This is a genomic window from Chitinophaga ginsengisoli, from assembly GCF_003014595.1.
Lineage (GTDB): Bacteria > Bacteroidota > Bacteroidia > Chitinophagales > Chitinophagaceae > Chitinophaga > Chitinophaga ginsengisoli.
In genome coordinates, this window is sequence record NZ_PYGK01000002.1 from 71,995 (window position 1) to 98,688 (window position 26,694).

Consider the following 26,694-nt stretch of genomic DNA (forward strand, 5'->3'; position numbering starts at 1 on the left):
TGCCCACGAGATTCAGGCACCGTTCTTTTTTGTATCATTCCTGCTGTTTCTTCAGGGAATATTTCAGCGCTACATTACCGGACACTGTGCTGGTAACCGAATACCATTTATTCGCGTCACTGAGTAACACCTCATAGCTTACACCTGCCCTATTGGTGATTTCTGTGACACCTTCAATATGCCTGTCGCGGTATTTTTTCTTCACCGCCCTCAACACTGTTAATGGCAGTTCATTCTCGCCGCAGTAGCGTAACGAATAGACCAGCGTACATTGTTTATCATACCAGATCCTGTATTGGCTATCGTCCTGTACGAAGCAAACAACATCAAGCGCTCCATCCTCTGTCCATCTGATATACTGCGCCTCAGGAAAAGTGTGATTGAAAAGACGTAACAATGCCTCATTGGGGGCAGCAAACAAAGACGATTGTGAGCAGAAGACCATTAATGCTACCAGAGCAATTCTTTTCACAGTCAACATGGGATGAAAAACAGCTACACGTAAAAAAGTAATCCGTTTCATGGTTTCAGATTTTATGAAGAACAATTTTGTTATTGATGATGTAAAAGTAGTACGGCGTCAAACTTCAAAATTGTATAAAACGGAATAGGGTCTCTTTTTTCGTAAATGCTTTCTATTACATGGTATATAAAACGCCGGAGTCTTATTCGCCTCCTGCTGTGGTACTTTTGAAGATCTCTGCCAGTTTATCTGTTAAGGCTTTCCCCCGCAGGTCACGTGCAATGATGTTGCCATTGGGATCTAACAGGAAGTTAGCCGGGATCGCCCTTATGTTGTATATCTTTGCTGCTTCGTTACTCCATCCTTTGAGATCACTCACCTGTGTCCAGTTTAACTGGTCCTTTTCAATAGCCTTCAGCCATGCTTCTCTTTGGCTTGGACCATCCAGCGATACGCCTAACACAGTAAATCCCTTCTCCTTAAATTGTTTATAGGCGGCCACCACATTCGGGTTCTCCTCTCTGCATGGTCCGCACCAGCTTGCCCAGAAGTCCAGCAATACATATTGCGACCTGAAATCAGACAGCTTCACCTGCTTTCCATCGGGCGTAGTCTGCTGAAAATCGGGGGCTGTTTTACCAATCTGGGTACTCTTGACAGCAGCCAGCCGGACAAGTATATCTTTGGCCAGTGGCGCCTTTTTCAATGTTGGCGAAAGCCGATTGTACGCCGCTTCAATTTCGCTATTGAGTGTGGCTTCGGCAGTAGCTTGTTGTAAGCAGATCAGGCTGAAATAAGTATCCAGGTGTTTCTTCGCAAAATCCAGGCGGAGCTGGTTTGATTCTGTTATCAGCAACTTCTCCCGTGCATCGAAACCTTCATTTACCTTTGCATCCTTTTTCTGTTCCTCGGGCAATGCATTATACTCTTTGTATAAGGCATCAAACTTATCTTCATTAGGCTTTAATAATGCCAGGACTTCCTTATTCAGGCTGTTAGTGACAGAACCTTTGATCTCAAGATGCTTCAGCGAATCAGGCGCCATCATCGAGAATGCCGCAGGCTCCAGGTAAAACCGGAAAAAATCCATCGTTTCTCCCTTTGGAAGCTTGTTGACATAAGGGTTCCTGTTAAGAAACAGGGATGAGTAAACAGGATACTCCAATTTACCTTTAAAGATAAAACGTCCTTCCTGAACAACAACTGAGTCAGTTATTTGTTGATCCTCCAGATGATATACCAGGAAGATCTTGTCTCCGTTCTTCAAAGCATCCACCTTTCCTTCTACCTTAAAGGAATGCTGTGCCATCAGCATTGAGGGGAACAATAACAGTGCTGTTAGCGATTGTTTTATTCTAAGGGCCATTCGGGAATGTGCGGATAAGTCTGTGTCCAGCATATGCTGTAATCTATTTTTCATGTCTATTTACGTGTACCTGGGTTAAGGGATTGGTCAATATACAAATTAACCGGATTATTTCTTATTCCACCGGGAATAATGATACATGCATACCAGGACTGATATACGGTTGCCAGGCAGGTTCATTATTAAAGCTCTCTTTAAAAGCCATTACAGCCCCATAAGGCCAATTTATCCTGATATCCTTTAAATTTACACGAAGGCCGGCGATAGTGCCAAAAAAGGGTTCCAAAAGCCTGAAATAAATCGTTTCGATATTATCTTAGTAATTCACTTTTTACTATTAAATGACTGCTCATGCGTTTATCAGGTATTCCACTCCTATTGGCTCTATTCTTTTGCAGTAGCACAGTATTCTCTCAGCAACGGCCTAATGTCATTTTTGTACTAACGGATGACCTGGGATACGCTGATCTCGCCTGTTATGGCAATCCTGTTATTAAAACGCCCTTTTTAGACCGGATGGCCGGGATGGGAGTAAGAGCCACCAACTACGTTGTGACCAGTCCCACCTGCTCACCATCAAGAGCTTCTTTACTCACGGGCAGGTATTGCACACGACCTGATATTCCATTACCACTGGCACCCGGTTCTCCACTGGGACTGCCGGCATCAGAAGTAACAATTGCTGAAATGCTCAGGGCATCAGGCTATAAAACTGCCATGATCGGCAAATGGCATCTGGGCGACCACCCCGCTAATCTGCCTATGAACCAGGGCTTTGATTCTTATTTCGGACTGTTGTACAGCCATGACTATCGCCCTCCATATGTTAAAAGCGATACTACCATGAAACTGTATCGTAACTACACACCTGCCGTTATCAGGCCACATGATAGCTCCCTCATACAGACATATACAAGGGAAGCCATACGATATATAAAAGAACAAAAAAAAGATAAACCCTTCTTTCTGTACCTGGCGCATAATATGCCCCACCTGCCGGTATATTTTGCAGCGCATAGGAAGAACAGCAGTATGGAAAATGGCGGAGAACTGGGCGCCGTGATTAACGAAATGGATGAAGGGCTGGCTGCTATCTGGAAGACACTGGAACAACAGGGTCTGGCAGACAATACCATCTTCCTGTTCTCCAGCGATAACGGCCCATGGAATGATTACCCTTCCCGTATGTCTGACGACAGCGTTACGAAATCCTATCACACCGGTTATACAGGCGTATTCAGGGGAAGCAAAGCCACTACTTATGAAGGGGGGGTACGGGTTCCTTTTATTGCCTACTGGAAGAATCATACGCTTAAAGGGGCAACCGTTTATGCGGCCATGACCTGCCTGGATGTGCTGCCTACACTCGCAGAATGGGTGCGCTGCCCTTTACCAGCCAATACAGCACTGGACGGGCAGTCCATCGCTACAGTACTTACCCGGAATAATGCCCCGGATACCCACAGAGAGATCTATTATGTACACAATAACATACCTGAAGTGGTACGCCAGGGACCCTGGAAATTAAGAAGAACAAAATCGTCCGGACAGGCAGTCATTGAATTATTCAATCTCAATTACGATCCGGCAGAAAGAGTGAACGTCTCCAACGATCATCCTGAGATAGTAGCAAAACTCACTACACTTTTAGACCAATATCCCGTAAATTAGCCAAAGAAAAGGCTTGTTTACTTTCCCCCGCATGATCAACATGCGGGGAAAATATCCAGATACACTGTACCCTGTCCACGTTTTATCCCCCTACCTAAAGATTGATATCCCTTCTATAACACAGTTCTTTCATAATGCACCACGACTGGAGGCATCGGCAATCATAATAGATTTTAACTATTAAATTATAAAATCAATTGATTTTGATTATTTCTCCAATATCTTACTTTTACCGCTCTATACACAAAATACCAGGTGTAAAAACTGTTCATTTAACTTCATAAACCTCTTAAAAATGGAAAACGAAAAGGATATCAGTAAATGCCCGTTTCATAACGGCAGTATGAAGCAGAATGTTGGCGGTGGTGGCACCAGGAACCGTGACTGGTGGCCCAACCAGCTAAAGCTGAATATACTGCGTCAGCACTCCTCTTTATCAAACCCTATGGGGGAAGATTTTAACTATGTCGAAGCTTTTAAAAGCCTCGACCTGGAAGCAGTAAAAAAGGATCTGCACGCACTGATGACAGATTCGCAGGATTGGTGGCCGGCAGATTTCGGGCATTATGGTCCTTTGTTCATCCGTATGGCCTGGCACAGTGCAGGTACTTACCGCGTATTTGATGGTCGTGGTGGTGGCGGTCAGGGACAGCAACGTTTTGCCCCGCTTAACAGTTGGCCTGACAACGTGAGCCTCGACAAAGCCCGCAGGCTGCTGTGGCCTGTTAAACAAAAGTATGGCCGTAAGATATCCTGGGCAGACCTGATGATCCTCACGGGTAACGTAGCGCTGGAATCAATGGGCTTTAAAACATTTGGTTTTGCCGGTGGACGTGCAGATGTATGGGAACCAAGTGAAGATGTATATTGGGGTTCAGAACACACCTGGCTGGGTGGCGACATCCGCTATGCGCATGGTTCACACGGTGTAGTAGAAAATCATGGTGTATTGGTATCTGACGATGATGCGGATGGTGATATCCACTCCCGCAACCTGGAAAAGCCACTTGCTGCCGTACAAATGGGTCTGATCTACGTGAATCCTGAAGGTCCTGATGGCAATCCCGATCCTATTGCTGCTGCTAAAGATATCCGTGATACATTTGGTCGCATGGCGATGAATGATGAAGAGACAGTTGCCCTGATAGCCGGTGGTCATAGCTTTGGTAAGACGCATGGCGCTGCTCCTGCCACTAACGTAGGTAAAGAGCCTGAAGCTTCCGACATCGAACTGCAGGGCCTGGGCTGGAGCAATAGTTATGGCTCTGGTAAAGGTGCCGACACCATTACCAGCGGACTTGAAGTTACATGGACTAAAACCCCTACCCAATGGAGTAATAACTTCTTCGAAAACCTGTTCGGTTTTGAATGGGAACTGACCAAGAGTCCAGCCGGAGCACATCAATGGGTAGCTAAAAATGCAGAAAGCATTATTCCTGATGCCCACAACAGCTCCAGGAAGCATCTGCCTACTATGCTGACGACCGATCTTTCTTTAAGATTTGATCCGGTGTATGAAAAAATATCCAGACGCTTCCTGGAAAATCCGGATGCTTTTGCAGATGCTTTTGCCCGTGCATGGTTTAAATTAACACACCGTGATATGGGACCTCGTGCACTCTATCTAGGTGCTGATGTACCGAAGGAAGAACTGATCTGGCAGGATCCTATTCCTCCAGTAAACCACACATTGATAGATGACAAAGATATTGCAGCGCTGAAGGCAAAAGTACTGGCGTCCGGATTGAGCGTATCGGAACTGGTGTCCACCGCATGGGCTTCTGCTTCTACCTTCCGTGGTACCGACAAACGTGGTGGTGCAAATGGCGCCCGTATTCGCCTGGCCCCTCAAAGATATTGGGCGGTGAACAATCCTTCACAGCTGCAAAAAGTGCTGAATGCACTGGAAGGTATCCAGAAAGAATTTAACGGTGCGCAGGCTGGCGGCAAGAAAGTGTCACTGGCAGACCTGATTGTACTGGCAGGTGGCGCAGGTATTGAAAAAGCTGCGAAAGATGCCGGACAGACTATTACCGTTCCTTTCACACCTGGCCGCATGGATGCATCACAGGAACAGACCGATGTTGAATCAGTGGGTTACCTCGAACCAATGGCTGACGGCTTCCGCAACTACCGTAAAATAAAGTTCCCGGTATCAACAGAAGAGTTGCTGATAGACAAGGCTCACTTACTGACCCTTACAGCGCCTGAGTTAACCGTACTGGTAGGCGGTATGCGTGTATTGAATACCAATTTCGATGGTTCGCAGCATGGTGTTTTCACCGCACGTCCTGGCCAGCTTACCAACGATTTCTTCATCAACCTGCTCGATATGAACACTGCATGGAAAGCAGTAGCAGCAGATAAGGAATTGTATGAAGGTAGCGACCGTGCTACCGGCAAAGCTAAATGGACAGGCACCCGTGCAGATCTCGTATTTGGTTCCAACTCAGAACTGAGGGCCATTGCAGAAGTATATGGAAGTGCAGATGCGCAGGACAAATTTGTCAAAGACTTTGTAGCTGCCTGGAATAAAGTGATGAACCTGGACAGATTTGATATCGCTTAATAGTAAGAACCAGTGAATAAAAAAGCAAAGCCGCCCTCACAGGCGGTTTTGTTTTTTTTAGCTGATACCATTTCCAGTTTAAACCCTTAGCGAACCACGAAAACCTCTGGCAGCATAATAAGAGATGGCGCCGTTATGATACAGGAAAACAGTGTCGTAGCGGCGATCACAAAAGACTGCCCCGCCCAGTTTTCTGATGTTGGCGGGTGTAGCCACCCAGCTGGAGGTTTTCAGATCGAATGCACCAAGTTCCTGCAGTCCGCGGTATTCTTCTTCTGTTAAAAGCTCGATACCCATAGAAGCGGCCATATCAACAGCACTACCATCCGGTTTTGCTTCTTTCCTTTCCTCCAATGCTTCATCATCGTAACAAAGACTTCTGCGACCCTTAGGGCTTTCGGCTGAACAATCATAAAAAATGTATTCGCCCGTCTTTTTATCATGCCCTACAACATCCGGTTCACCACCTGTTTTTTCCATTTCACTGAGTGCCCACAGCTTTTCTGTATTGGCTTCCAGCTTTGCCTGCACATCTGCCCAGGCAAGACCTTTGTGACGCTGCATGTGTTTCTCGAAACGGGCTTTTAATATGCCGAGTAACTCTTTACGTTGTTCTGCGGACAACTCCTTCTTTGAACTGGTTTTCTTTGCCATAACTTCAATTATTACTGCCACATTGGGGCTTTACTTAAATATACATGAATCTTTGTGCTCACGTATTTCATTTATTGATTAACACCGGAACAAGTCTTCTTTCTGCAGGTCTGAAATACCAGGATATTACAGTCAGTGCTAACAGCAACAGGGAAGGAAATATCTCATTCACAGCATTGCCTGCTAAAATATGTGAAGCTATCGCGCCTGTCATGGCAAAGAAAAACCCTGCATACGCCCATTCCTTCAGTAAAGGGGCTCTTGGAACCAGCACTGCTACAACACCCAGCAATTTCCAGATACCGATTATGGTTGGGAAATAAACAGGATAACCTAAATGTGCCAGAAAATCTGTTTCCGATTTTATTTTGAATAATTGTACTATACCTGTTGAAAACATTCCTAATGCGAGCCAGGCAGTGGCAATCCAATAAATGATCTTGTTCCTTTTTGTCATGCGTGTTGTTTTAATTTACTTACTATTTCCTGTAATCGGTTATGTGCTATATTTATACCATAGGCAAAAGGCATCTTCAGCTGCTGGTCTCTGTCAGCGGCAGATTTGTACACTATATGCATGGTGAGTTTACTTGTATCGTCGGTGAGTTTTTCAAACTCCAGGAACTCAAGCTGAACACCCCATGATGCATTCACCATTTCAAATGTTCGTGTGATCTTCTCGTTGGGACGAAAGTCATGGAATACACCGCTGGCCTGAAATGCCACATTACCCTGAGGATCTTTTGTTTCATACTGCCAGCTGCCATGCTTCTTACCTTCAAACTTCACCACTTTCGTTCCCATCCATTGCTCAATGATTTCGGGTTCTGCATGTGCCTTAAAAAGCAATTCCAATGGCAGATCAAATTCCCTTGTTACCGTTAAATCATGCTTTCCTTCTTCAGCATTGACCTTTGTTTTTCTTTCCATAGTATTTCATTTATTGGGTTTGTACTTTTTCATTACATCTTCCAGTTTGTTGAACCTGTCGTCCCACATGTTGCGGAATGGTTCGATAAAGTCTGCTACTTCTTTCATTTTTTTTGCATTGATGTGATAATAAATCTCCCTGCCGTTTTGCTCTTGCTGAAGCAATTCGCACTCGGTGAGTATTTGCAAGTGTTTTGAAACTGTCGGTCTTGCTGTGTCAAAGTTGGCAGCTATTGCGCCTGCTGTCAGTGACTGTGTAGCAAGTAACAACAATATGGCCCTCCTCGTCGGATCTGCTATCGCCTGGAATACATCTCTTCTCAGATTCATTATGTAGCTATTTGACTACAAATATAAGTGTAGCTATTTAACTACACAACTTTTTTTAGATATTTTTTTATACTACTGATTTTCAATACTTTTCACTTTCCCGACATCAGATGCCGGGGCTGATTATCCCGCTCTACGGGGAAATTGTTGTATGGCCAAAACAAAAGCCGGCCAGGGTCCTTGTATAAATGCTACTCAATGCATGCACTGTTCTGATACATACAATGACTGTCCATAATCGAACATTTATGCATTTTTAAAAAAAGGCAAGACTTTGACATAAAGACGGTTAGGTACATGGCACAACGTTTGGCTCCGGGTAACTGTCTTCATAATAGATATTGTATATGAGAAAACTTTTCGCTCACCTGCTGATACTGGCATGCTGCGCCACGCAGGTAAAGGCGCAGTCGGCATATGATTCCGTCCACGTGTCCATAAAAAAATTCATGACAGAACAGCATGTTCCCGGCTTTGCTACCTGCATTGTAAAAGACGGAAAAATAGTATGGTCTAAGGCCTATGGACAGGCAGATATCGCCAAAGAAAGGGCCATGAGCATAGACGGGATAATGAACATTGGCTCCGTATCCAAGACATTTACAACAACTGCAGCAATGCAACTGTGGGAGAAAGGATTGATTGATCTGAATGCAGACGTCAGCATCTACCTGGGCTTTAAAGTCAGGAACCCGAAATACCCGGATAAACCGATCACCGTTTTCCAGATACTAACACATACCTCATCAGTCATTGACAGCAAAGCCTATGAGGAGAGTTATGCCTGTGGGGATCCTACCCAATCTCTGGATAACTGGATCCGTAGTATTCTGACTCCGGATGGATCCCTATACAATAACGGTGACACCTACGCCAACTGGTCCCCAGGCGATAAACGCCAATATTCCAATGTGGCATTCGGACTACTTGGATTGATCGTAGAGAAGGTAGCCAGACAACCTTTCAACTTATATTGCAAAGAGAATATCTTTCAACCCCTGGGCATGTACAAAACCGGATGGTTGTTAAGCGAGGTAGATACCAGTAATTATATCCGGCCTTATGCCTACATTACAGCAGAGAGCAGAAAGGAGTATATGGCCTTTGGCCGGCTGTTTCCCAACGAGTCTGAGTTTAAAGTAGGCACCTACATTCCGGTGTGTTTATATAGCTTCCCTAATTATCCTGACGGGCTAGTCAGAACCAGTGTACGTGACTTGTCCTTTTTTATGACTGCGCTCCTGAATGGCGGTGAGCTAAACGGCAAGCGAATATTGAAGAAAGAAACTATCGACAAAATGTTTACCTCGCAACTGGAAGGATACCAAGCGCAGGGCTTAACCTGGCGTACTTCCGAATTCGAAGGCAAGCACAGCAAGGTGAAATTGTGGGGACATTCCGGCCTCGATCCCGGTATTCAAACTTTCATGTTCTTCAATCGTGAAAATAAAACGGGGGTGATTACTTTTCAAAATTCCCCTGCCGACGGGATACCTAAGATTGTTGGGGAGTTATATGAAGCGGCGACGATATCCGACACACAATAGCTTACCCGAAAAATACAAACTAGTTGGTATTTCCCGTTTGAGCGGGATTTAAAGACGATCCATAAAGATGGACTGACGAACAGAAGGAATATTATAAATTCGGAATTCAAATTATAAAAGCATGTTTGTATTGTGCCGTTGCGGGGCAGAAAACCCGCAACGGCACAACTTTTTTCGCCAGATGCCGGGCGATCATTACGATAAGCGCGTTATAAAAAAGTTAACTCCCTTGCAAAAGTAAACCGCTATCGCTTTCTTTGCACGTCGTTTATCACCTGCATGGAAATCGAATCCTATGCACAATTGCATATCTCGCGACTGCGATGACGACCGGATATGCCATTTCTTTAAGCATTACATCTAATCGCACTATGAAACAAACTATTCTTGTAACCGGCGGCACAGGCACACTTGGAAAACAGGTTGTGAAACAACTGATTGATAAAGAATATACACCAATTGTTTTCACGTCGAAAGAAAATGCCATTATTGAGAAAGGAGCAATGCCAGCTGTTGGGAATTTAGCGCTGAATACAGGTTTACATGAAGCGACCCTCAATGCAGACACCATTATCCATTGCGCAAGCAATCCCCGCAATGCTGCCGAGGTAGACATTCAGGGTACTGCAAACCTGCTTGCTTCAATACCATCACACAAATCACCCCACATCATTTATATATCAATATGCGGAGTAGACAAAAGTAATTACGCATATTACCAAAATAAACTGGCGACTGAAAAACTAATAGCAGCATCCAGGTTTCCATACACGGTTCTCCGGATAACGCAGTTTCATGACTTTATTCTACACCGCATGCTGACACCCGGTCTGAATGAACAGGAATCATTTATCGAGCTGCCGGACAATACGTCTTTCCAGCCGATAGATATCCGGGATGTAGCTACTTATATTGCTGACAGGATTGACGAAAGACCGCAAGGAGCCTGTTTAACAATCGGAGGGCCTGAAATCTTCACAATTCGGCAGCTGGCCACAACTTACCTGGAATATACTGGAAAAGAATACGCCATCAGAGAGTCGTCAGCCCAAAGCGATTTCCTTAATATTTTCAGGTCCGGCATCAACCTGACTCCTGAGAATAAAACAGGAGCAATAACATGGTCAACATATCTGCGCAATACCCTTCAAGAGCCGCAACAATCCTGATAGAATACGATTCAACAAGTGATTTATGAAATATATTACTGCCGGCATTGCAGCATTGTTATGCACCATCCTATCCTCATCAGGGTATGAGTTGGCTATGAAAATTGAACATGTTCAGACGGTCGACTCCCTGGGTGCCTGCCAGGGTATTTCTTACCAGCATGGCAAATTTTTCCTGTACGGAGACCGGGAAATAGGGATAGTCAGGGAGTATACCCTGCTGGGCGATAGTCTTGTTTATGCGAACAGGGAAATGAAACTGACCCTCCATGACACAGATGTGATCAATCATCCGACCGGTTTTGCCTATCATGACGGTTCGCCTTTCTTCGTCGGCAACAGCATCCGGCTTAATAAGGAGGGCACCCGCTGGCGCGCTGTGATCTACTGTGTGGACTGGAAAGGACTGCAACGAACGGGTACCCTCGATGGCAACCTGCTCAATACGATCGAGGACGATGCCTGTATCCAGGGGACGCGACCTGAATATGTACAGTACAATAAAAAATGGTATGTAGCCACTGCAGACTATGGCGACAAAGGGAATGAAGTGCGGTTATATGATCCGGCGGCATTGCAAAAGGCACAGAAGACCTCAGACAAAGGTGTTTTGTATAAGAAGTTCACCTGTACACCCTGGGTACAGAACCTTTACTGGATGGCGGATAAAGGATGGTTGGTGCTAATCCAGAACCAGATCGAAGGACGGAAATGGCGGTTTACCTATGTAGATCTCGCCGCCAGCATCGCTTCCGGCAAGCAAGAGACTGTGAAGGTGGTCGATATCGACGGGCGGGAAGATGAGCTGGAGGGATTTACCTTCCTGCCTGGTTACGGAAAGGGGATCGCGGTAAGCTCTTCCCGCCACAATAATGTGAACAGGATGAATATTTCCTGGTAGTGCGCCCGATTTAGCTACAACTTCCCGCGATTCTACTACTCATATAAAAGTCTCTTCATCGAATTTTGACTTGCAAAATCAAACATACTATGATAAAGCAAGTGAAATTAGGTAGCCAGGGACTTACCGTGCCAACAATCGGATTAGGCTGTATGGGCATGACCACCTTCGGTCAGAACGATACTTATGGAAAGGCCGATGAGAAAGAATCCATTGCCACCATTCACCGCTCCTTCGAACTGGGTGGTAATTTTCTGGATACAGCAGATCTTTATGGTCCATTGAAGAATGAGCGATTGATTGCCAAAGCTATCCAGGGTAATAGGGACAAATATATTATTGCCTCCAAATTTGGATATGAAGTAGATGATCAGGAACAGCTTACCGGTGCAATAAATGGCAGCAAGAATTACGTAAAGAAGGCTGTGGAACGGTCACTGAAAAACCTCAATACCGACTATATTGACCTCTATTACTTACACCGCCTGGACACCAACACGCCCATTGAAGAAACAGTAGCAGCAATGGCGGAACTCGTCACAGAAGGTAAAGTACGATATATAGGACTTTCAGAAGTTGGTTCCAATACCATCAGGAAAGCGCATGCAATTCATCCATTAACGGCTATACAAACCGAATATTCGCTATTCGAGAGAGAAGTAGAGCGACTGGGTATACTGAACACATTAAACGAGCTGGGTATTGGCTTTGTCGCCTATTCGCCCCTCGGCCGGGGTTTTGTATCGGGAGATTTTAAAAAACCGGAGGATATACCAGAGACCGACTTCAGACGTTATCTGCCACGTTTCCAGGGAGAACAATTCTATAAAAATATCGATCTGCTGGCGAAAATTGAAGCCGTAGCCAAAGCAAAACAAGTTACGACATCGCAGCTTACTATTGCCTGGGTAATCGCGAAAGGTTACGTGCCAATCCCCGGCACAAAGCGGGTAAAATACATTGAACAGAATATCGCGGCGGCCAATATCACACTGACAGCCGAAGATCTCAGCCTGCTGGAAAGTATCATTCCAATTGATGCCGAGACAGGCGCCAGGATGCATGAACAAGGAATGCAACAGGTGAACCTTTAAAACCATTGGCGGGTAGTAACTAGTTACAACCCGCCATTTTTGTAACTTTGTGCTATGAAGCATACGCCGTATCATATCAGGTCCATTTCAGCCTATCATACCCTTTACCAACTGGCTAAACCGCTACATCCCCTGGTAAGCGTGATCAATTATGCTGACTTCAAAATACTGGATGCCGAAGTGCCGGACACCATCATGTACGACATCTACTCCATTAATCTAAAAAAGAACTTCGACGGCAAAGTCAAATATGGCCAGCAATACTATGACTTTGACGAAGGTGTGATGACCTTTTATGCACCCGGGCAAGTGCTGCATATAGAGAACAGCGGTACAAGGATACCTGATGGCTATTCACTTATTATTCATCCAGATTTTCTTCAGGGCAACAGCTTAGGAAAAAAGATCCATGAATATGGCTTTTTTAGCTATGCGACAAATGAGGCGCTACATTTATCAGAACGTGAAGAGGAAATTGTAGAAGGCATCTATGAAAATCTGCGTCATGAAATCGGTTCCTCAACAGACGTGCACACACAAGATGTAGTGCTGTCGCATATAGACTTGCTGCTCAGCTATAGCAACCGCTTCTACAACCGCCAGTTCATCACAAGAAAAACGGCAAACAATACTCTATTAGTCCAATTGGAAACCCTGTTAAACGACTACTTTGAAAGTGGGGAAATAATGAAGTCAGGGCTACCTAATGTCCAATACCTCGCCCGGCAGCTAAATGTCAGTGCCAGCTATCTCGGCGACATGCTCCGTTACCATACAGGCATGAACACCCAGCAACACATCCATAACAAAATAATTGAGAAAGCAAAAGAACTGTTAAGCACAACTAATAAAAGCGTAGCAGAGATTGCCTATCAGATCGGCTTCGAACATCCACAATCGTTCAATAAACTTTTCAAAAGCAAGACCAATCAATCCCCTTTACAATACCGCCAATCTTTCTCCTGACAGATAGCCCCAAAATATCCCGCGCGTACCCAAAAATATGTTATAGATTTGAGTTGATTGTTTATGTAATGTCTTAGGGAATGTCTAAAAATCGGCTATCCTTGAAGTGTATACATAATTCTCATGCACTTACCTGTTTTATATCATAGTTTAAGTGATCTTGTTTAAGCGATCTTTGCATCCACACTGATAACAACGGAAACTGACTAAAATGGACTTTGTAAATTATGAACAGTATTTCCAATCTATATTAAACGGAGAGATCACCAATGCGCCATATGACAGTCCGGCCTATATGAATTATACGAAGCTGAATTGGACGCGTCAGCAACGCTGGTTGAAAACCGGTGAGATGAATGCTGATCTCATAAAACTCGTGATGCAGATAAAGCAGCCGCAACACTGGATAGTGATCACGGAACCATGGTGTGGAGATGCCGCGCATATACTACCCTTCATTCATAAACTCAGCCAGCTTAATCCGCTTATTACGCTGGATATACAGTTACGCGACGCTGCGCCTTATCTCATCGAGAACTATCTGACCGGTGCGAACAAGTCTAAATCCATCCCCAAGCTGATAGTACGCAATAGTGAAGAGCAGGACCTGATAATATGGGGACCAAGGCCCCAGGAGAATCAGGAGCTTTTCGAACAGATGAAAGGCGATAAAAGAGATATGGAGGAGATAAAACTACTGTTACAGAAATGGTATAATGACGATAAAGGCAGAACATTGCAACATGAGTTGCTGGAAGCTTTAACGCCTGTATTCGCACATATGCAGTGACAACTATTCGGGGGGCACGCATCTCTCCCCGAATACCTCCTATCATGATGCTTTATCAAAAAAACTTACAAAATTTGTCTTTCTACCCTACCCTCACTAATAGCCCATTTGTTATATCCATCCGTCTTTCCTGACCCGGGTATAAATATAGTCAACGAGTCATAGATGGGTTTATAGTCTTAACTAAAATAAGTATATTTCGATTCTAAACGCAGTCCCGGTCCTTAGAGTTTCCTTAAATGTTAACTAATAAAAGTTCTCAGCCTGTGAATGTAGCTACTGCAATGGCTACATCCAATTCTAACACTTCAGGTATATCCATGCCTGCGGTTCATCCTTATCAAAAAAAGGCGGTTGAGAAAGGCGACAAACAGGAAACTCCCGCTCAGACGTACGATATAGAAAGCGCTACAACAGTTGAACCATTTCAGTTAAAACCTGATAGAACAGGACTGCCGGCGGATAGCCATCAGCCCCTGTCGTTTGCAACTGTGCAGGGGGACCATGTCGTGCAGCGGGTTATTAAATCAAAAGATCTGGCGGGCTTTTTACAGGAGCAGATCGAACTTCAGCATAATGAGGGAATTGGTAAAAGCAGCAAGGGTAAAGGAACGCCCATCTCTCCACAGGAAAGTACGGGCAGTGGAAAGCCTAAAGCCCCGGAACCATCAGTAGAAGGTCCCAGGGAAAGTACTAAAGATAAAGGCAAGGAACCCGAAGAGGCTCCTCCAAAATATACTACGCTGGGATTTGAACATGAGTTTGCGCAGATGACCGACGGACCTTTGAGGGGTGTTTCGCATCTGGAACTGGCTACGTCAGACATGCGCATGCCACTCACCAATCTGCCCTTTGTAATAGAAACGGATGCGGGGAATGAGGTTGAACTGGTGAGTCCTCCGTTTTTGTTTGAAACCCATCCCGAAATTCCCATCCCCGACCCTGAAGAGGTAGCATTCGTAGACCATATGTTGGAAATGGCGCTGCGTACTCATACACGCCAGGACGGTTCAACCACCCTCACAACTTTCATGCAGGCATTCGGGGCCGCCTATGGCTTTACCTTTGATTGGAAGGTGAACAAAAAACAGCAGGTGGAACTGGAACCCAAAAACATGACCTATAACACCGATGCGTCCATTTATAAGGGAATCATAAAAAGTGGGGTCCATGCGTTTAGTACTGCTACTTTAGGCAATATACACATCGGTCCCGGTGTGAAAGGTGTAACCGGCGGCATGGCGTCAGACGAATTAGACAAAATTGATAAGGAAGAGCTGGCAAAGAGTGGAGGTAACGCAACTGGCGCCGTTGTTAGCCAGGCGAATCTGGCCACTGATGCTCGCGTGATTGAAATGATGCGGCAACTGGGAACTGAGCGCGGTGAGCAGGTTGAAACCTACCTGACAGCCCTTAGCGACCATTTCCGGCAAAAGCTGTTGTTTAGAACTTTCGGGAATAAACGTGAGGGTATGGAGGCCCTGCTGGACGGTCTTTTGATCCTGAGCAGGCAGGTGGAAGCGTTGTATAGTAAATCCGGGATGTGGCGTATGAGAGACAGAAGGGATCATTTTAAGACGCAGATGAAAAACTATATGTCCATGCTCGCGGAGCCCGATCTGAGTCAGGGAGAAACAGTGAAGGTGGCTGGAAACCTGGCAAAACTGCTTGCCGATTCAGCAAAAGAATTGGGAGAGCCTTACCAGGGAAGTACACTGACGGTAACCACCACTCTGGAAGACCGGGAGAAAGGCGTAAAAGAAACCCGGGAAGAAGTCACACTCGATGTATTTGGCCAGCAATTAGTGCACCAGCTAAAGACATTGCCAGAGTTGGGTTCCGGATCGCCAAGCCTGCGTATGTTTTTAGGCATGCTTGCCCGCACCCTTGCGGGACAGTTGGCAGTACCCGCACAGAAGAAACTGAAGGAAGCACAGGAGAAACGTTTCAAATCCGATATCTATAAAAACCGCATGAACGAAAACGTAATAGGTGTAGAGGCCTCACTCACCAGCCGTGTGAAGGACCTGGACCAGGCATGGGTGAAAGATAATATCATCAACGTAGGTACCGGCATACTGGAGCCGGAAGATTGGCAGGAAGTCGTAAAACTGTTGGGTAAAGGCAGCGATTTCAGGCGAAACATGGAAATCGAAATCCCAAGTCCTGAACCTAAGAAGGGCGTAGCAGATGAAACGTTCAAAAAACTGACCCAATACCGGGGCAAACTGGGAAAACAGGTACTGGACACCATGGATACCGTTCTCAAATACATCAACACGAAAAAACTCACAACAGATAATCCGGATAACAGTCCCATCGCTCCCAAAAAGACGCCCAACTTTATGGGTCACGATGCCTCGTTTATAGACCCGCGGCAGGACACCTTCCTGGACACCGATCGGATACAGCTGCCCCAATATTGGCCTAATCGCCGTTTACACGTGCTGGAGATACGCTGGAGATCGACCGAACAATTGAGAAAACTGAGGACCTTTTATGAATCGGGGTTTGCACCACAAGTAAGGGAGCGATACATACACCGGCCCACCGGGGTGGGCAATGAGCTGTGGACAGCGTTCCTGCAGGAAATAAACCAGGTGGAGCGCCAGCCAGTTGACGACAGACCATACGCCTACGGTAACATGTACGCTAGCGTGGCGGAGGAAAACAAAAAAGCCCAAACGGCACCTTCAACCAGCAGCGCGAAAAAAGAAGAAAAGCGCAGCTTTGCCGCAGATGAATTTGACCTGATTGAAAATGTCGGAGGTGGAGACTGCCTGTTCCACGCATTGGCCGGTGAAGACCTGGATGCCGAGGACGTACTCCAAGAAAGAGCACAGATAGCTGAAGTAAGAACCGGCATGGTTGGCAATATCAACAGGAATGCCCACGCAATAGTAACAGCCCTTTACCAGACCGGCGTAGTAAATGACGATGATCTGCGCTTCCTGATGGAAGGCCGGCATGCTATTCCTCACAACGTGTTAGCAGCCATGCAACGCATCCCAGGCATTTATGCCGGGGATGAGGAAATACAGCAATGGTGCATGCACGGTGAAGGAAACCGCACCGTCTTTGTGATCGACATTAACGGCACGCTGACACGCTTCGACAACACCGGACCACACCCTGTACCCTACACCCCATTAACCCGTACGGCGGTATTGACGAATGGTATGCAGACTTCTACCGTGACACTTTTTAAAACGCCGAATCATTGGCGGCAGGTGACCGCTATAAGAGGCGTAGTGCCACCACCTCCCGTGGATGATAGCACCAGTAAATCCGAGTAGTCTTCAATAGATCTCCTGCACTTCCCAGGGAAAAAGATTCAGGTGAGTGAAAAATTTTTCACTTATTTTAATCCGGCGATTTCTAAAATTACTGTTATGAAAAAATGTATATTTCATTTCACAACTGTTTTCTTCTTCGCGCTGCTGGTGTTTTCAGTAAGCGCATGTGGCCAGCAAAAACAAATTTCCAAAGGCACTGTTAAGCGAATAAAGGTTCATGGCAAATTACTGGAAGGAAATCTCAGTGGCGACAGCACCAATCGTTATGTATCAGTGTATCTGCCTGCCAGCTATCAAACCAATCCAACAAAACGTTACCCTGTAGTTTACTTCCTTCATGGCTATACGGATGATGATGCAAAGTATTATGGTTTTAAAAAGCATTGGATGATACTACCGCCCATTTTAGACACCGTTTTTACTGGTGATGCTGCTCATGAAATGATCGTAGTTACACCAGATGCTTATACACTTTTCCAGGGGAGCATGTATTCCAATTCTATCACGACAGGAAACTGGGAAGATTTTGTTGCAAAGGAACTGGTAGCTTATATCGACAGTCATTACCGTACCATCGCCCAAAAAGAAAGCCGCGGTTTGTGCGGTCACTCTATGGGCGGTTATGGCGCATTGCGGATCGGAGAAAAGAACCCTGACGTGTTTTCAACGGTATACCTGCTTAGTCCCTGTTGCCTGAATTCATTTCCGATACCTGTAGAAGCTATCCCTACGCCTTTTTTACGCGCAGATAGCATTAAAACAACAGATGAAATGCAAAAAGCCGATTTCTTTACAAGAATACTCTTTGCATCAGCAGCGGCCTGGTCGCCCAATCCTACAAATCCACCCTTCTATCTTGATCTTCCAGTAAAAGATGGAAAACTGCAGCCAACTGTTTTACAAAAATGGGATGCCAACAGGCCATTGAATAATCTGGATCAATACATCTTCAACATTAAAAAGCTGACCGCCATCGGCTTTGATGCAGGAACAAAAGATGAAGGTATTGCAGAGAGCATTAAAACATTGGACAGCGAGTTGAATAAGTATGGCATCAAACATTCCTTTGAAATTTATGAAGGAGATCACATCAACCGCGTTGCCGAAAGAATCGAAAAGAAAATGTTAAGTTTTTTTTCGGAGAATCTGTTATTTGGGGAGACCAGAAAGAAATAAGACATTTACCGTTTAGATACCGCTTTGATACCGCTTTGATACCGCTAATCCTACGTTAATCTTACGTCTATAAACGTAGGATTAACGTAGGATTAGCGGTATCAAAGCGGTATCAAGACGGTAAAAAAGCACAATAAAAGCAGCAAAAAAAGCCGACTTATACAAGAGCTTGCCTTAGTCTTCAACCTCATAGTTTGCATTTCGTCCTCACGTTTTTGCAGTTCGTATACACGCTTTTGCAGTTTGTATACATAGCCCTAAATGGCGTAACCAATTGTGCTAATATTGTGTCAGCAATCGCGATCAACGAGACTGCTCCTAAAGCGGATAGAAGTGCCTTCTGCTTTACTCGTTAAACATCATTGTAGCTAAATAAAATTTAAGGGGTTCGGTTAAAAGTGGACGAAAGATTGCACATAACTTGCTGAAGTTTTATATTGGGACCACAATTCCACTGTATGAAAATCCTCACATTAACCGTAATTCCTTTATTCATGACCGTTTTTGCCTGTGGACAGGTAAAAGTAGACATGAAAGGCTATAGACAGGCAAACGGTACTTTGGTCACTCAACAAGGGCAATCGCTGGAGATCAGTTGGCCGGCCGGTAACACATTTAAAGGCAGAGTGGTGTTTGACCTCTCTCCTTCCCAGCCACTCTTTAAGACGATCTCTCTGGGTCAGCAGCAGATCGCCGCAAGTATAGAGCCTGCATTTCTGTTGAGCGTCGGTAAAAGGGATCTCATCTCACAGAATGGCTGGAATATATTTTTCGATAAGGTGCCCCAAAAGCCGCATCAAAGTTATCCGCTGACACTGCAGAAAACAACAGTGTCAGTAAGAACCGCAGGGAACCGTACAATAGCCAGTATAGGCCCTATAGCTGCTGAGACATTTTCAGGCATGCTGGAAGTCACCTTCTACAATGGAAGTCCGCTTTTCAATATTGCCGCCGTAGTCAGCACAACAGCGGAAGCTAAAGCTATCCTGTTCGATGCAGGCATGATAAGTACGAAGACAGACTGGCAGTATATTTCATGGATAAATACAGGAGACAGCCTGCAGCAGGCACAGGTCATCGCCAACGATACAGCGCGTAATCTTGCGGTAAAATACAGAGCGATTGCGGCATCCGGGAAACAGGGTACGATGGTGGTCTTCCCTCCTCCACATCAGTATTTTTATCCGCTGGACGAAGCTTTCAACCTGAATTTTACCTGGTATGGTCATCAATACCGACAGATGGTCAACGGTTATGGTATAGGCATCCGTCAGGAGCTGGAAGGAGATAAACGCTTCGTGCCATGGTTCAACGCTCCTCCTGGCACCCAACAGCGTCTTAATTTCTTTTGCCTGCTCAGTAAGGACAACGATGGGACAGCGTTTGCCACACTGAAAGCATTTACACATAATGACCGGTACGTCGGATTACCCGGATTCAAGACAATGTCCAGCCACTTCCATAACGAGTTTGTGATGAAGGTGATGATGTCCGGACAAGCAGTACCAGCACATCCGGAGTTCGTAAAAGTGTTCAGGAACCTGGGCGTAGATATTGTGCATCTTGCAGAATTCCACTACACCGCTGATCCTAAGGGACCGGATGAAAAACGCCTCCCGCAGCTAAAAGCGCTTTTTGAACTATGCGAAAAGCAGTCAGATAACAAATTTCTATTGCTGCCTGGCGAAGAGCCCAATGAATTTTTCGGTGGCCACTGGCTGGACTTCTTTCCGCGACCGGTGTACTGGGTAATGTCCCATAAACCTGGCCAGTCATATGTAGAAGAAAGACCCGGTTATGGAAAAGTGTATCATATCGGTAATAAAGAGGAGATGCTAAGATTGCTCAAAGACGAGCGCGGACTTGCATGGACCGCGCATCCACGAACAAAAGGTTCGGTTAGTACGCCCGACAGCTACAGGCATGAACCCTTCTTTCTATCTGACCGTTTTATGGGAGCCGCCTGGAAAGCAATGCCGGCAGACCTTTCTCAGCCTCGTCTCGGTAAAAGAGTACTCGATCTCATGGATGACATGAACAACTGGGGTACGAAAAAGACGGTCATCTGTGAGGCAGATCTGTTCACTATTACACAGCACAACGAGATGTATGCACACATGAATGTCAACTATCTCATGCTCGATAAACTTCCGGCGTACAAAGACAGCTGGCTTCCCATTCTGGACGCCATGCAGCATGGAAGATTCTTCGGTAGCACAGGAGAAGTATTAATACCCCGTCTGAAGATCAACGGTCATATTTCGGGCGATAGCCTGCAACTACCGGCTAATGGTATGGCTACTGTCGACATGAAACTGCAATGGACCTTTCCTATGAATTTCGTTGAGATCATTTCCGGAGATGGTAAAAAAGTATATCGTGAAAGAATACCGCTGACTAACACTGAATCATTCGGAGAAAAAAGTTTTCAAATTCCGATTAAGCTAAATGGCAGAAAATGGGTTCGTGTAGAGGCATGGGATGTTGCTGCGAATGGAGCATTCAGTCAGACGTTCTGGTTGTTGTGAGCACCTTATCTTTCCAATTCCACCATTTCAATTTTTCTGTTTCATGTTGTTCTTTGGATGTATTGGCATAATATACTGCACATCTGAAAACATACAATACACAACGGTCCTGCACCACACCCGCAAAGCGGTTAGAAAGGTCGTAAAGCAATTCCGGATCCTTTCCTTTAAGGTCGGCAACTTTTGTAATACCAATATTCCAAAGATCGGTAGCCAAAGACTTGCCAACTCCGGGAATTTGAATGAGATCTTTTATTGCTTCCTGCTTTGTCATTTATAATTAGCATTAATCCGCTCAAAAGTACACAAATTGAAGATCAGATGTATTATATACCAGCACTCACTTGTTACTACCACGATTAGCTGCTGTTACAGGTAAAATATTCCCGGTACCTGGGACGAGGATTATCTCGCCCCAGGATCGCCGGAATATTGTGCAGGCTACCGCTGTTGCCTGATCAATGCCATACATAGGAGGTTATGTCCTCAACCTTATTTAGTTGTATCCTTCTGGTGTTTCCACAATTCCTGGAAGATGGCACTGTGTTCACGCAGGTATTCAAACGTTCCCTCTGCCACAACACTTCCCTGCCGGAGCACATAAATATAGTCGAACTGATATAAGAGGTGCAGGCGGTGCATAGAAGAAATGAGCGCCTTGTCTTTGAATGCAGCAAACATCTTCTGATAGATCATTGCTTCCGTCTTCGGATCGACACTACTGGTAGGTTCATCCAGCAACACTACTTCACTTTCCCGAGCGGCCAGAATACCACGAGCCAGTGCCAGTCGCTGCTTCTGACCTCCGGATAGGTTTACACCTTTTTCCCGTATGTCCGACTCCAACCCTTTAGGGAGATGATGGATCACATCGGTAAAATGGGCGCTTTCGCTGACCTCCATTATTTCTTCATTTGTAAAGGGGAGACCAAGAGTGACATTGTAAGCAATCGTGTTCTCGAAGATTTCCGGTTCCTGGGGGAACAAGGTCACGGTTTCATTGATGGTAGGCAGCCCGAAGGACTTACCGTCTACCTGCAACTGCATGCCTGGCTCGGGAGTATACAGGCCTCTTAGCAAAGAAAGCAAGGTACTTTTCCCACTACCGCTTTCCCCGATCAGGGCTATCTTTTTTCCCCGGCCGATGGTGAGATGCAGATTATGCAGGCTTTGCGGTGCATGTTCACTATCATATTCGTTACGGTGTGAGAAATTGAGGTTGCTGATCTCAATAGTCTGCCAGTTATCCGGCAAATCAGTAAGTTGATCAGGACGGTGCTGTTCCTTATAAGCCTTCTCAATATTACGGGCGGTTTCCACGTGGGTGTTGAACTGCACAATCTCAGTGTACTGCCAGGCTACGTCATGGAATACAGTAGTGAATTGTGTAACAAAACCCAGCAGGGTAATCAATCCTGCCACGGGAAATACCTGTCCGGATTCCCAATTCTGGTATACATATCCCGCGGCGATGGTCACATAAATGAGGCTCACTAACATATCGGCCGCAAACCACTTCCATTCATTGATCACAGCATTCTTTCTGAACGGACGTGCAATCAGCTGCACCTTACTCAGCAATCCACTTTCCATGCTCTTTTCCAGGCGGAGCGTGATCACCGTCATGATGTTCGAGAGACTGTCAAACAGTGTCGAAGAGACTACGTGTTCCTTCTCATTCACTTCATCGAGTGTTTTAATGAAGGGTTTGTCGAATTTCATAATCACCCAGATGGTAAGGATGCCAAGCAGGATACCTATACCGCCAAACACCGGAGAAAAATACAGCATGGCGATGACCGAAAATACCATTTTGGCGAGCGCATGGATATACATGAATCCCTTATCAAAAAATTCCCTCAGGGCTTCATAGGCCTTGCGGATACGGTTGATAGTAGATCCACTGTGATGGTCCTGATGCCATTTTATCGACAGATGCAGGGCCTGATGATAACGTTCCATGAGGAAGTTACGGCTGAGGTTAAAGGCCAGCTGGCGCTCCATGACACGTGCCGGCCCGTGGAAACACCATTCCACGAATTTCAGTCCGAAGTAAGTAACCGCGTAGAGAAACGCGTAATAGAAAACCCGCTGGGTATCCTGTTGTACCTTCCCGATAAACCACCCAAAAAGAATCGGGTTCAGGGAGAAGATGATATTCGCAAAAATGAATAGTGTATATACAAATATGTATTTCTTTCGTTCGTGGCGGGCATAATGGTATGCTGTCCGCAACAAAGCGATATATGGATTGGACATTTTCTGACTAATAAAAAGTAAATAAAAAAGATGCTTACCAGGGGACTTTCCAGTAGCAATATAAGATCAGAGCGTGCAACACAGTCAATGCTGTGGCAAAACGCTACTACTTAGTATGTAAAGGTCATTAGGAACCTGCCTTTCATCGTTGGTATTTTAAGATGGAATTGCAAAGGTCGGAAAATTTTTTGAAATGGATGGCAGGTAGGGAAATTTCTCCTACCCCAAAAGTCCTCCATCAGCGAGAATGACAATATGAAATTAATCAAGTGCCTTATAATCCTCCCTCACCGGGCTGAAAATATCAAATATTTTGCAATCCGTAAGCGCCACACCACTATGCTCTACCCAGGAAGGTATAATTGCCACCATTCCTTTGGTGTACACTTTCGTTTGACCACCAACTGTCAATTCAAATTCTCCTTCTTCTACCTGTGTCACCTGCTCATGGACATGTTTGTGATTCGGAAGTGCTGCTCCTTTTTTTACGTCCCAGTAGCTCAGTGTCATAGAAGGGCTGTGAATAAATTTCGCGGAAAAACCGGGTATGATCTCATGGGCGGAGATGTCATCTAAATTTATCATGCTCTATGTTCGCTTTTAATGCTATAAGTTATATAAAATGTGCCGGATTATAAAACGCACGTACCTGTGTCAGACTCACTTTATTTCGTAATCTAACGTAAGCCTTGGCGAAATGCAGCGGAAATCAAACCCTGACAAAATAATAAAAAACTGATTAACAGCATGTTAAATGCAGGCATAAGTATTGCCATTCTCCGTTCATTCACTAACGTTAAACATCTTCAACCAGTATACAGGCATTGTTAGTGTATCTCGGGGGAATCAGAAAAAAAAATATTAATCTTTAAAAATAAAACGATGACCAGTCAAGCATTAATTGAATTAACTAAAGATCTCATTTATCATGCTACGCATTTTGACGTGCCGTATGTGAAGGAAGTTTATGCAGATAAATTCCTGATAGCTAATGTTGATAAAGAAGGTGTGGTACAAACCATGAACAAGGAACAGCTCGTCGCTTTTGTTCAGGGAAACAAGAATGCGAATATTGAACCACTTTCCACAAAGACGGAATATCATTATGCTATATGCGATGAAAACATGGGTATGGTCGTAATTACCCGCGAATTGGAATTGAATGGGATACCGAGTAGAAAGTTCCTGACTGTCATTTGGGAAAATCTATCCGGAAGATGGCAGGTTGTTAAGGAATCATCTATCGTACGCGACTAAGTCAATTATGTAATGGAACAAGCCGGCAATTGACAGGCTTGTTTCATTAATTCCACTTAAAACCCCAACCCCTTGTCGACCCATAAAAGGCAAAATAAGATTTGTATCTGTTTGTAACCTTTTCGCAATAATCTACTCTATTAGGTAAACAAGTTGTATGCTTTACTTAATCATCGCACTTTTCGCTATTGCTGCCATTATCGGCCTTACTATCCTTAAAAACTGGTTAACGTCGGCCAAAACCTCCCGGGGTGTTGTTTATGCGCATGGCACATTTGCTGCCCTTGCCCTGGTGCTGTTACTGATACATGTGTTGCAAAATCCCGCCGGTCATCTGCGTACCAGCCTCGCACTGTTTATCATAGCGGCCATAGGCGGCTTTTACATGTTCTTCCGGGATCTTAAAGGCAAGTTTAGCCTTACCTGGGTAGCCATCATTCATGCATTGATTGCGGTATCAGGGTTTATCGTTCTGTTGTTAACTGTTATTTAAATACTATATATGAAGTTATTTGGCCATCCGGTACATCCCCTGCTGATCCATTTTCCAACGGCTTTACTACCGATGGATCTGGGGCTCAGCATACTGTACTACACCACAGGCAATTTCACCTACTACCAGGCAGGTGCATATTGCCTGTGGACAGGTGTCCTGTTGGGTTTGCTCGCAGTGATCGCCGGTATAATAGATATGACTGCTATTCCACGCACCAATAAAAAAGCAGTAGCACTTGCAGTATACCACGGATTTTTAAATGGTCTGCTTGTGCTTATCTTTGCTATTATTGCCTGGAAATCCTGGCAGGCCTCCCCTTCTCATTTCCTGGCAGGGAAAATGGGGATTATCTTAAAAGGCATTTTAGTCCTTGCTCTTTTTGTCGGAAATTTTATGGGAGGAAAATTAATTTACAGCCACCACGTCGGTATAACACTTAATAAAGAAGCAAATGGAGACATTACAGCATAAATTCAGCTATGCTCCTGATGAGGCCATCATTTAAAAAATACTTGCTGGTGAAATAGTGCTTTTTGAGGTATTGATACGCCGGTACAATGCACTGCTTTATAAGATTGCCCGTTCTTATGGTTTCAATCATGAGGATGCGGAAGACCTGATGCAGGAGTCTCATTTCTCTGCATACAAATCCCTTCGTACGTTCCGTGCAGATGCATCTTACAAAACCTGGCTTACTAAAATTCACATAAATGGGTGCTATCATAAATTGAATCAGCATGCCATTCACTATGAAGAAGCAACCGATGATGTCATTAATCACCATACTACTGTTACACCCACTATTGGCGAAAACCAACAAACAGAGCAAATGGTTATGAACAAAGAACTGGGCCGGGTATTGGAAGAAAGCCTGCAACAACTTCCGCTTGTTTACCGCAGCGTGTTTGTACTCAGAGAGATCGAAGGATTCAGTGTGGCAGAAGCTGCAGATCTGCTGAGTATTACACCTGTGAACGTAAAAGTGAGGTTAAACCGGGCAAAGACGATGCTGCAAAAACAACTGGAGAAGTTTTATTCAGTAGCGGATCTGTATGAGTTCCATCTTATGTATTGCGATAAAATTGTCAGGAATGTGTTTGAGAGAATTGCACGCGAACAGGCGGAGGGAGCCAATCATGATACGATATGACAACAATTGGGTGCGACAGCTAAAAACACCAGTCCATATACTAAAAAGTTACTGTATATTGCAATAACTACTTTAACCCGAT

The 26,694-nt window shown here is 45.0% G+C and carries 24 protein-coding genes; 15 read left to right on the plus strand and 9 right to left on the minus strand.

The features are described from left to right. Window positions 1–34: 34 nt before the first annotated feature. Both CLV42_RS04830 and CLV42_RS04835 read right to left on the minus strand, forming a co-directional pair. Window positions 35–523 (minus strand): hypothetical protein, encoded by a 489-nt coding sequence (locus CLV42_RS04830; RefSeq protein WP_106600773.1) that lies wholly within the window; start codon window positions 521–523, stop codon window positions 35–37. A 142-nt stretch (window positions 524–665) separates the two neighbouring features. Beyond that, the gene (locus tag CLV42_RS04835) at window positions 666–1,883 is read right to left on the minus strand and encodes a TlpA disulfide reductase family protein (RefSeq protein ID WP_106600774.1); all 1,218 of its coding nucleotides are present in this window, start codon (window positions 1,881–1,883) and stop codon (window positions 666–668) included. 297 nt (window positions 1,884–2,180) lie between these two features. Here CLV42_RS04835 and CLV42_RS04840 point away from each other — a divergent pair, with 297 nt between their 5' ends. Both CLV42_RS04840 and katG read left to right on the plus strand, forming a co-directional pair. Continuing rightward, the gene (locus tag CLV42_RS04840) at window positions 2,181–3,500 is read left to right on the plus strand and encodes a sulfatase-like hydrolase/transferase (protein WP_106600775.1); all 1,320 of its coding nucleotides are present in this window, start codon (window positions 2,181–2,183) and stop codon (window positions 3,498–3,500) included. 295 nt (window positions 3,501–3,795) lie between these two features. After that, window positions 3,796–6,069 (plus strand): catalase/peroxidase HPI, encoded by a 2,274-nt coding sequence (gene katG, locus CLV42_RS04845; protein ID WP_106600776.1) that lies wholly within the window; start codon window positions 3,796–3,798, stop codon window positions 6,067–6,069. Between the two features lie 78 nt (window positions 6,070–6,147). Here the strand turns inward: katG and CLV42_RS04850 are convergent, their stop codons facing one another. The 4 genes from CLV42_RS04850 to CLV42_RS04865 all read right to left on the minus strand — a co-directional run bounded on the left by CLV42_RS04850 (window position 6,148) and on the right by CLV42_RS04865 (window position 7,983). Then, entirely contained in the window at window positions 6,148–6,723 is a 576-nt protein-coding gene (locus tag CLV42_RS04850; protein ID WP_106600777.1) for a DUF4256 domain-containing protein, read from the minus strand. 67 nt (window positions 6,724–6,790) lie between these two features. Further along, on the minus strand, window positions 6,791–7,180 hold the full coding sequence (locus CLV42_RS04855; RefSeq protein ID WP_106600778.1) for a DoxX family protein: 390 nt from the start codon (window positions 7,178–7,180) through the stop codon (window positions 6,791–6,793). Further along, entirely contained in the window at window positions 7,177–7,653 is a 477-nt protein-coding gene (locus tag CLV42_RS04860; RefSeq protein ID WP_106600779.1) for an SRPBCC domain-containing protein, read from the minus strand. Before CLV42_RS04860 ends, CLV42_RS04855 begins: the two co-directional genes overlap by 4 nt. 6 nt (window positions 7,654–7,659) lie before the next feature. Then, window positions 7,660–7,983, minus strand: a complete 324-nt coding sequence (locus tag CLV42_RS04865) for an ArsR/SmtB family transcription factor (protein WP_106600780.1) — start codon at window positions 7,981–7,983, stop codon at window positions 7,660–7,662. Between the two features lie 347 nt (window positions 7,984–8,330). Here CLV42_RS04865 and CLV42_RS04870 point away from each other — a divergent pair, with 347 nt between their 5' ends. The 9 genes from CLV42_RS04870 to CLV42_RS04910 all read left to right on the plus strand — a co-directional run bounded on the left by CLV42_RS04870 (window position 8,331) and on the right by CLV42_RS04910 (window position 21,450). Continuing rightward, entirely contained in the window at window positions 8,331–9,530 is a 1,200-nt protein-coding gene (locus CLV42_RS04870) for a serine hydrolase domain-containing protein (RefSeq protein ID WP_106600781.1), read from the plus strand. A 371-nt stretch (window positions 9,531–9,901) separates the two neighbouring features. Further along, entirely contained in the window at window positions 9,902–10,699 is a 798-nt protein-coding gene (locus CLV42_RS04875) for an SDR family oxidoreductase (RefSeq protein ID WP_170117396.1), read from the plus strand. Between the two features lie 25 nt (window positions 10,700–10,724). After that, entirely contained in the window at window positions 10,725–11,600 is an 876-nt protein-coding gene (locus CLV42_RS04880; RefSeq protein WP_106600783.1) for a hypothetical protein, read from the plus strand. An 89-nt stretch (window positions 11,601–11,689) separates the two neighbouring features. Continuing rightward, the gene (locus CLV42_RS04885; RefSeq protein WP_106600784.1) at window positions 11,690–12,694 is read left to right on the plus strand and encodes an aldo/keto reductase; all 1,005 of its coding nucleotides are present in this window, start codon (window positions 11,690–11,692) and stop codon (window positions 12,692–12,694) included. 54 nt (window positions 12,695–12,748) lie between these two features. Further along, the gene (locus tag CLV42_RS04890; protein WP_106600785.1) at window positions 12,749–13,660 is read left to right on the plus strand and encodes a helix-turn-helix domain-containing protein; all 912 of its coding nucleotides are present in this window, start codon (window positions 12,749–12,751) and stop codon (window positions 13,658–13,660) included. A 211-nt stretch (window positions 13,661–13,871) separates the two neighbouring features. After that, complete coding sequence (locus tag CLV42_RS04895; protein ID WP_106600786.1) at window positions 13,872–14,450, plus strand: thioredoxin family protein; 579 nt, start codon at window positions 13,872–13,874, stop codon at window positions 14,448–14,450. Window positions 14,451–14,689: 239 nt separating this feature from the next. Then, on the plus strand, window positions 14,690–17,746 hold the full coding sequence (locus CLV42_RS04900; RefSeq protein ID WP_106600787.1) for an OTU domain-containing protein: 3,057 nt from the start codon (window positions 14,690–14,692) through the stop codon (window positions 17,744–17,746). A 96-nt stretch (window positions 17,747–17,842) separates the two neighbouring features. Next, window positions 17,843–18,922: an alpha/beta hydrolase gene (locus CLV42_RS04905; protein WP_106600788.1), complete on the plus strand. Its 1,080-nt coding sequence runs from the start codon at window positions 17,843–17,845 to the stop codon at window positions 18,920–18,922. Window positions 18,923–19,380: 458 nt separating this feature from the next. Beyond that, complete coding sequence (locus CLV42_RS04910; RefSeq protein WP_106600789.1) at window positions 19,381–21,450, plus strand: CehA/McbA family metallohydrolase domain-containing protein; 2,070 nt, start codon at window positions 19,381–19,383, stop codon at window positions 21,448–21,450. On the opposite strand, the gene CLV42_RS04915 is transcribed toward CLV42_RS04910, so the two are convergent. The 3 genes from CLV42_RS04915 to CLV42_RS04925 form a co-directional block, all read right to left on the minus strand. Then, window positions 21,425–21,724, minus strand: coding sequence for a helix-hairpin-helix domain-containing protein (locus CLV42_RS04915; RefSeq protein ID WP_106600790.1), 300 nt, complete (start codon window positions 21,722–21,724; stop codon window positions 21,425–21,427). The genes CLV42_RS04910 and CLV42_RS04915 overlap by 26 nt on opposite strands. A gap of 218 nt (window positions 21,725–21,942) precedes the next feature. Then, on the minus strand, window positions 21,943–23,709 hold the full coding sequence (locus CLV42_RS04920) for an ABC transporter ATP-binding protein (protein ID WP_106600791.1): 1,767 nt from the start codon (window positions 23,707–23,709) through the stop codon (window positions 21,943–21,945). Window positions 23,710–23,970: 261 nt separating this feature from the next. Next, window positions 23,971–24,294 (minus strand): cupin domain-containing protein, encoded by a 324-nt coding sequence (locus CLV42_RS04925; RefSeq protein ID WP_106600792.1) that lies wholly within the window; start codon window positions 24,292–24,294, stop codon window positions 23,971–23,973. A 297-nt stretch (window positions 24,295–24,591) separates the two neighbouring features. Between CLV42_RS04925 and CLV42_RS04930 the strand changes: the two genes are divergently transcribed. The 4 genes from CLV42_RS04930 to CLV42_RS04945 all read left to right on the plus strand — a co-directional run bounded on the left by CLV42_RS04930 (window position 24,592) and on the right by CLV42_RS04945 (window position 26,612). Continuing rightward, window positions 24,592–24,966, plus strand: a complete 375-nt coding sequence (locus tag CLV42_RS04930) for a hypothetical protein (protein ID WP_106600793.1) — start codon at window positions 24,592–24,594, stop codon at window positions 24,964–24,966. Window positions 24,967–25,123: 157 nt separating this feature from the next. Continuing rightward, entirely contained in the window at window positions 25,124–25,459 is a 336-nt protein-coding gene (locus CLV42_RS04935) for a hypothetical protein (protein ID WP_106600794.1), read from the plus strand. A 9-nt stretch (window positions 25,460–25,468) separates the two neighbouring features. Beyond that, window positions 25,469–25,933, plus strand: a complete 465-nt coding sequence (locus tag CLV42_RS04940) for a DUF2231 domain-containing protein (RefSeq protein ID WP_106600795.1) — start codon at window positions 25,469–25,471, stop codon at window positions 25,931–25,933. Between the two features lie 55 nt (window positions 25,934–25,988). After that, window positions 25,989–26,612 (plus strand): sigma-70 family RNA polymerase sigma factor, encoded by a 624-nt coding sequence (locus tag CLV42_RS04945; RefSeq protein ID WP_170117398.1) that lies wholly within the window; start codon window positions 25,989–25,991, stop codon window positions 26,610–26,612. The last annotated feature ends 82 nt before the right edge of the window (window positions 26,613–26,694 follow it).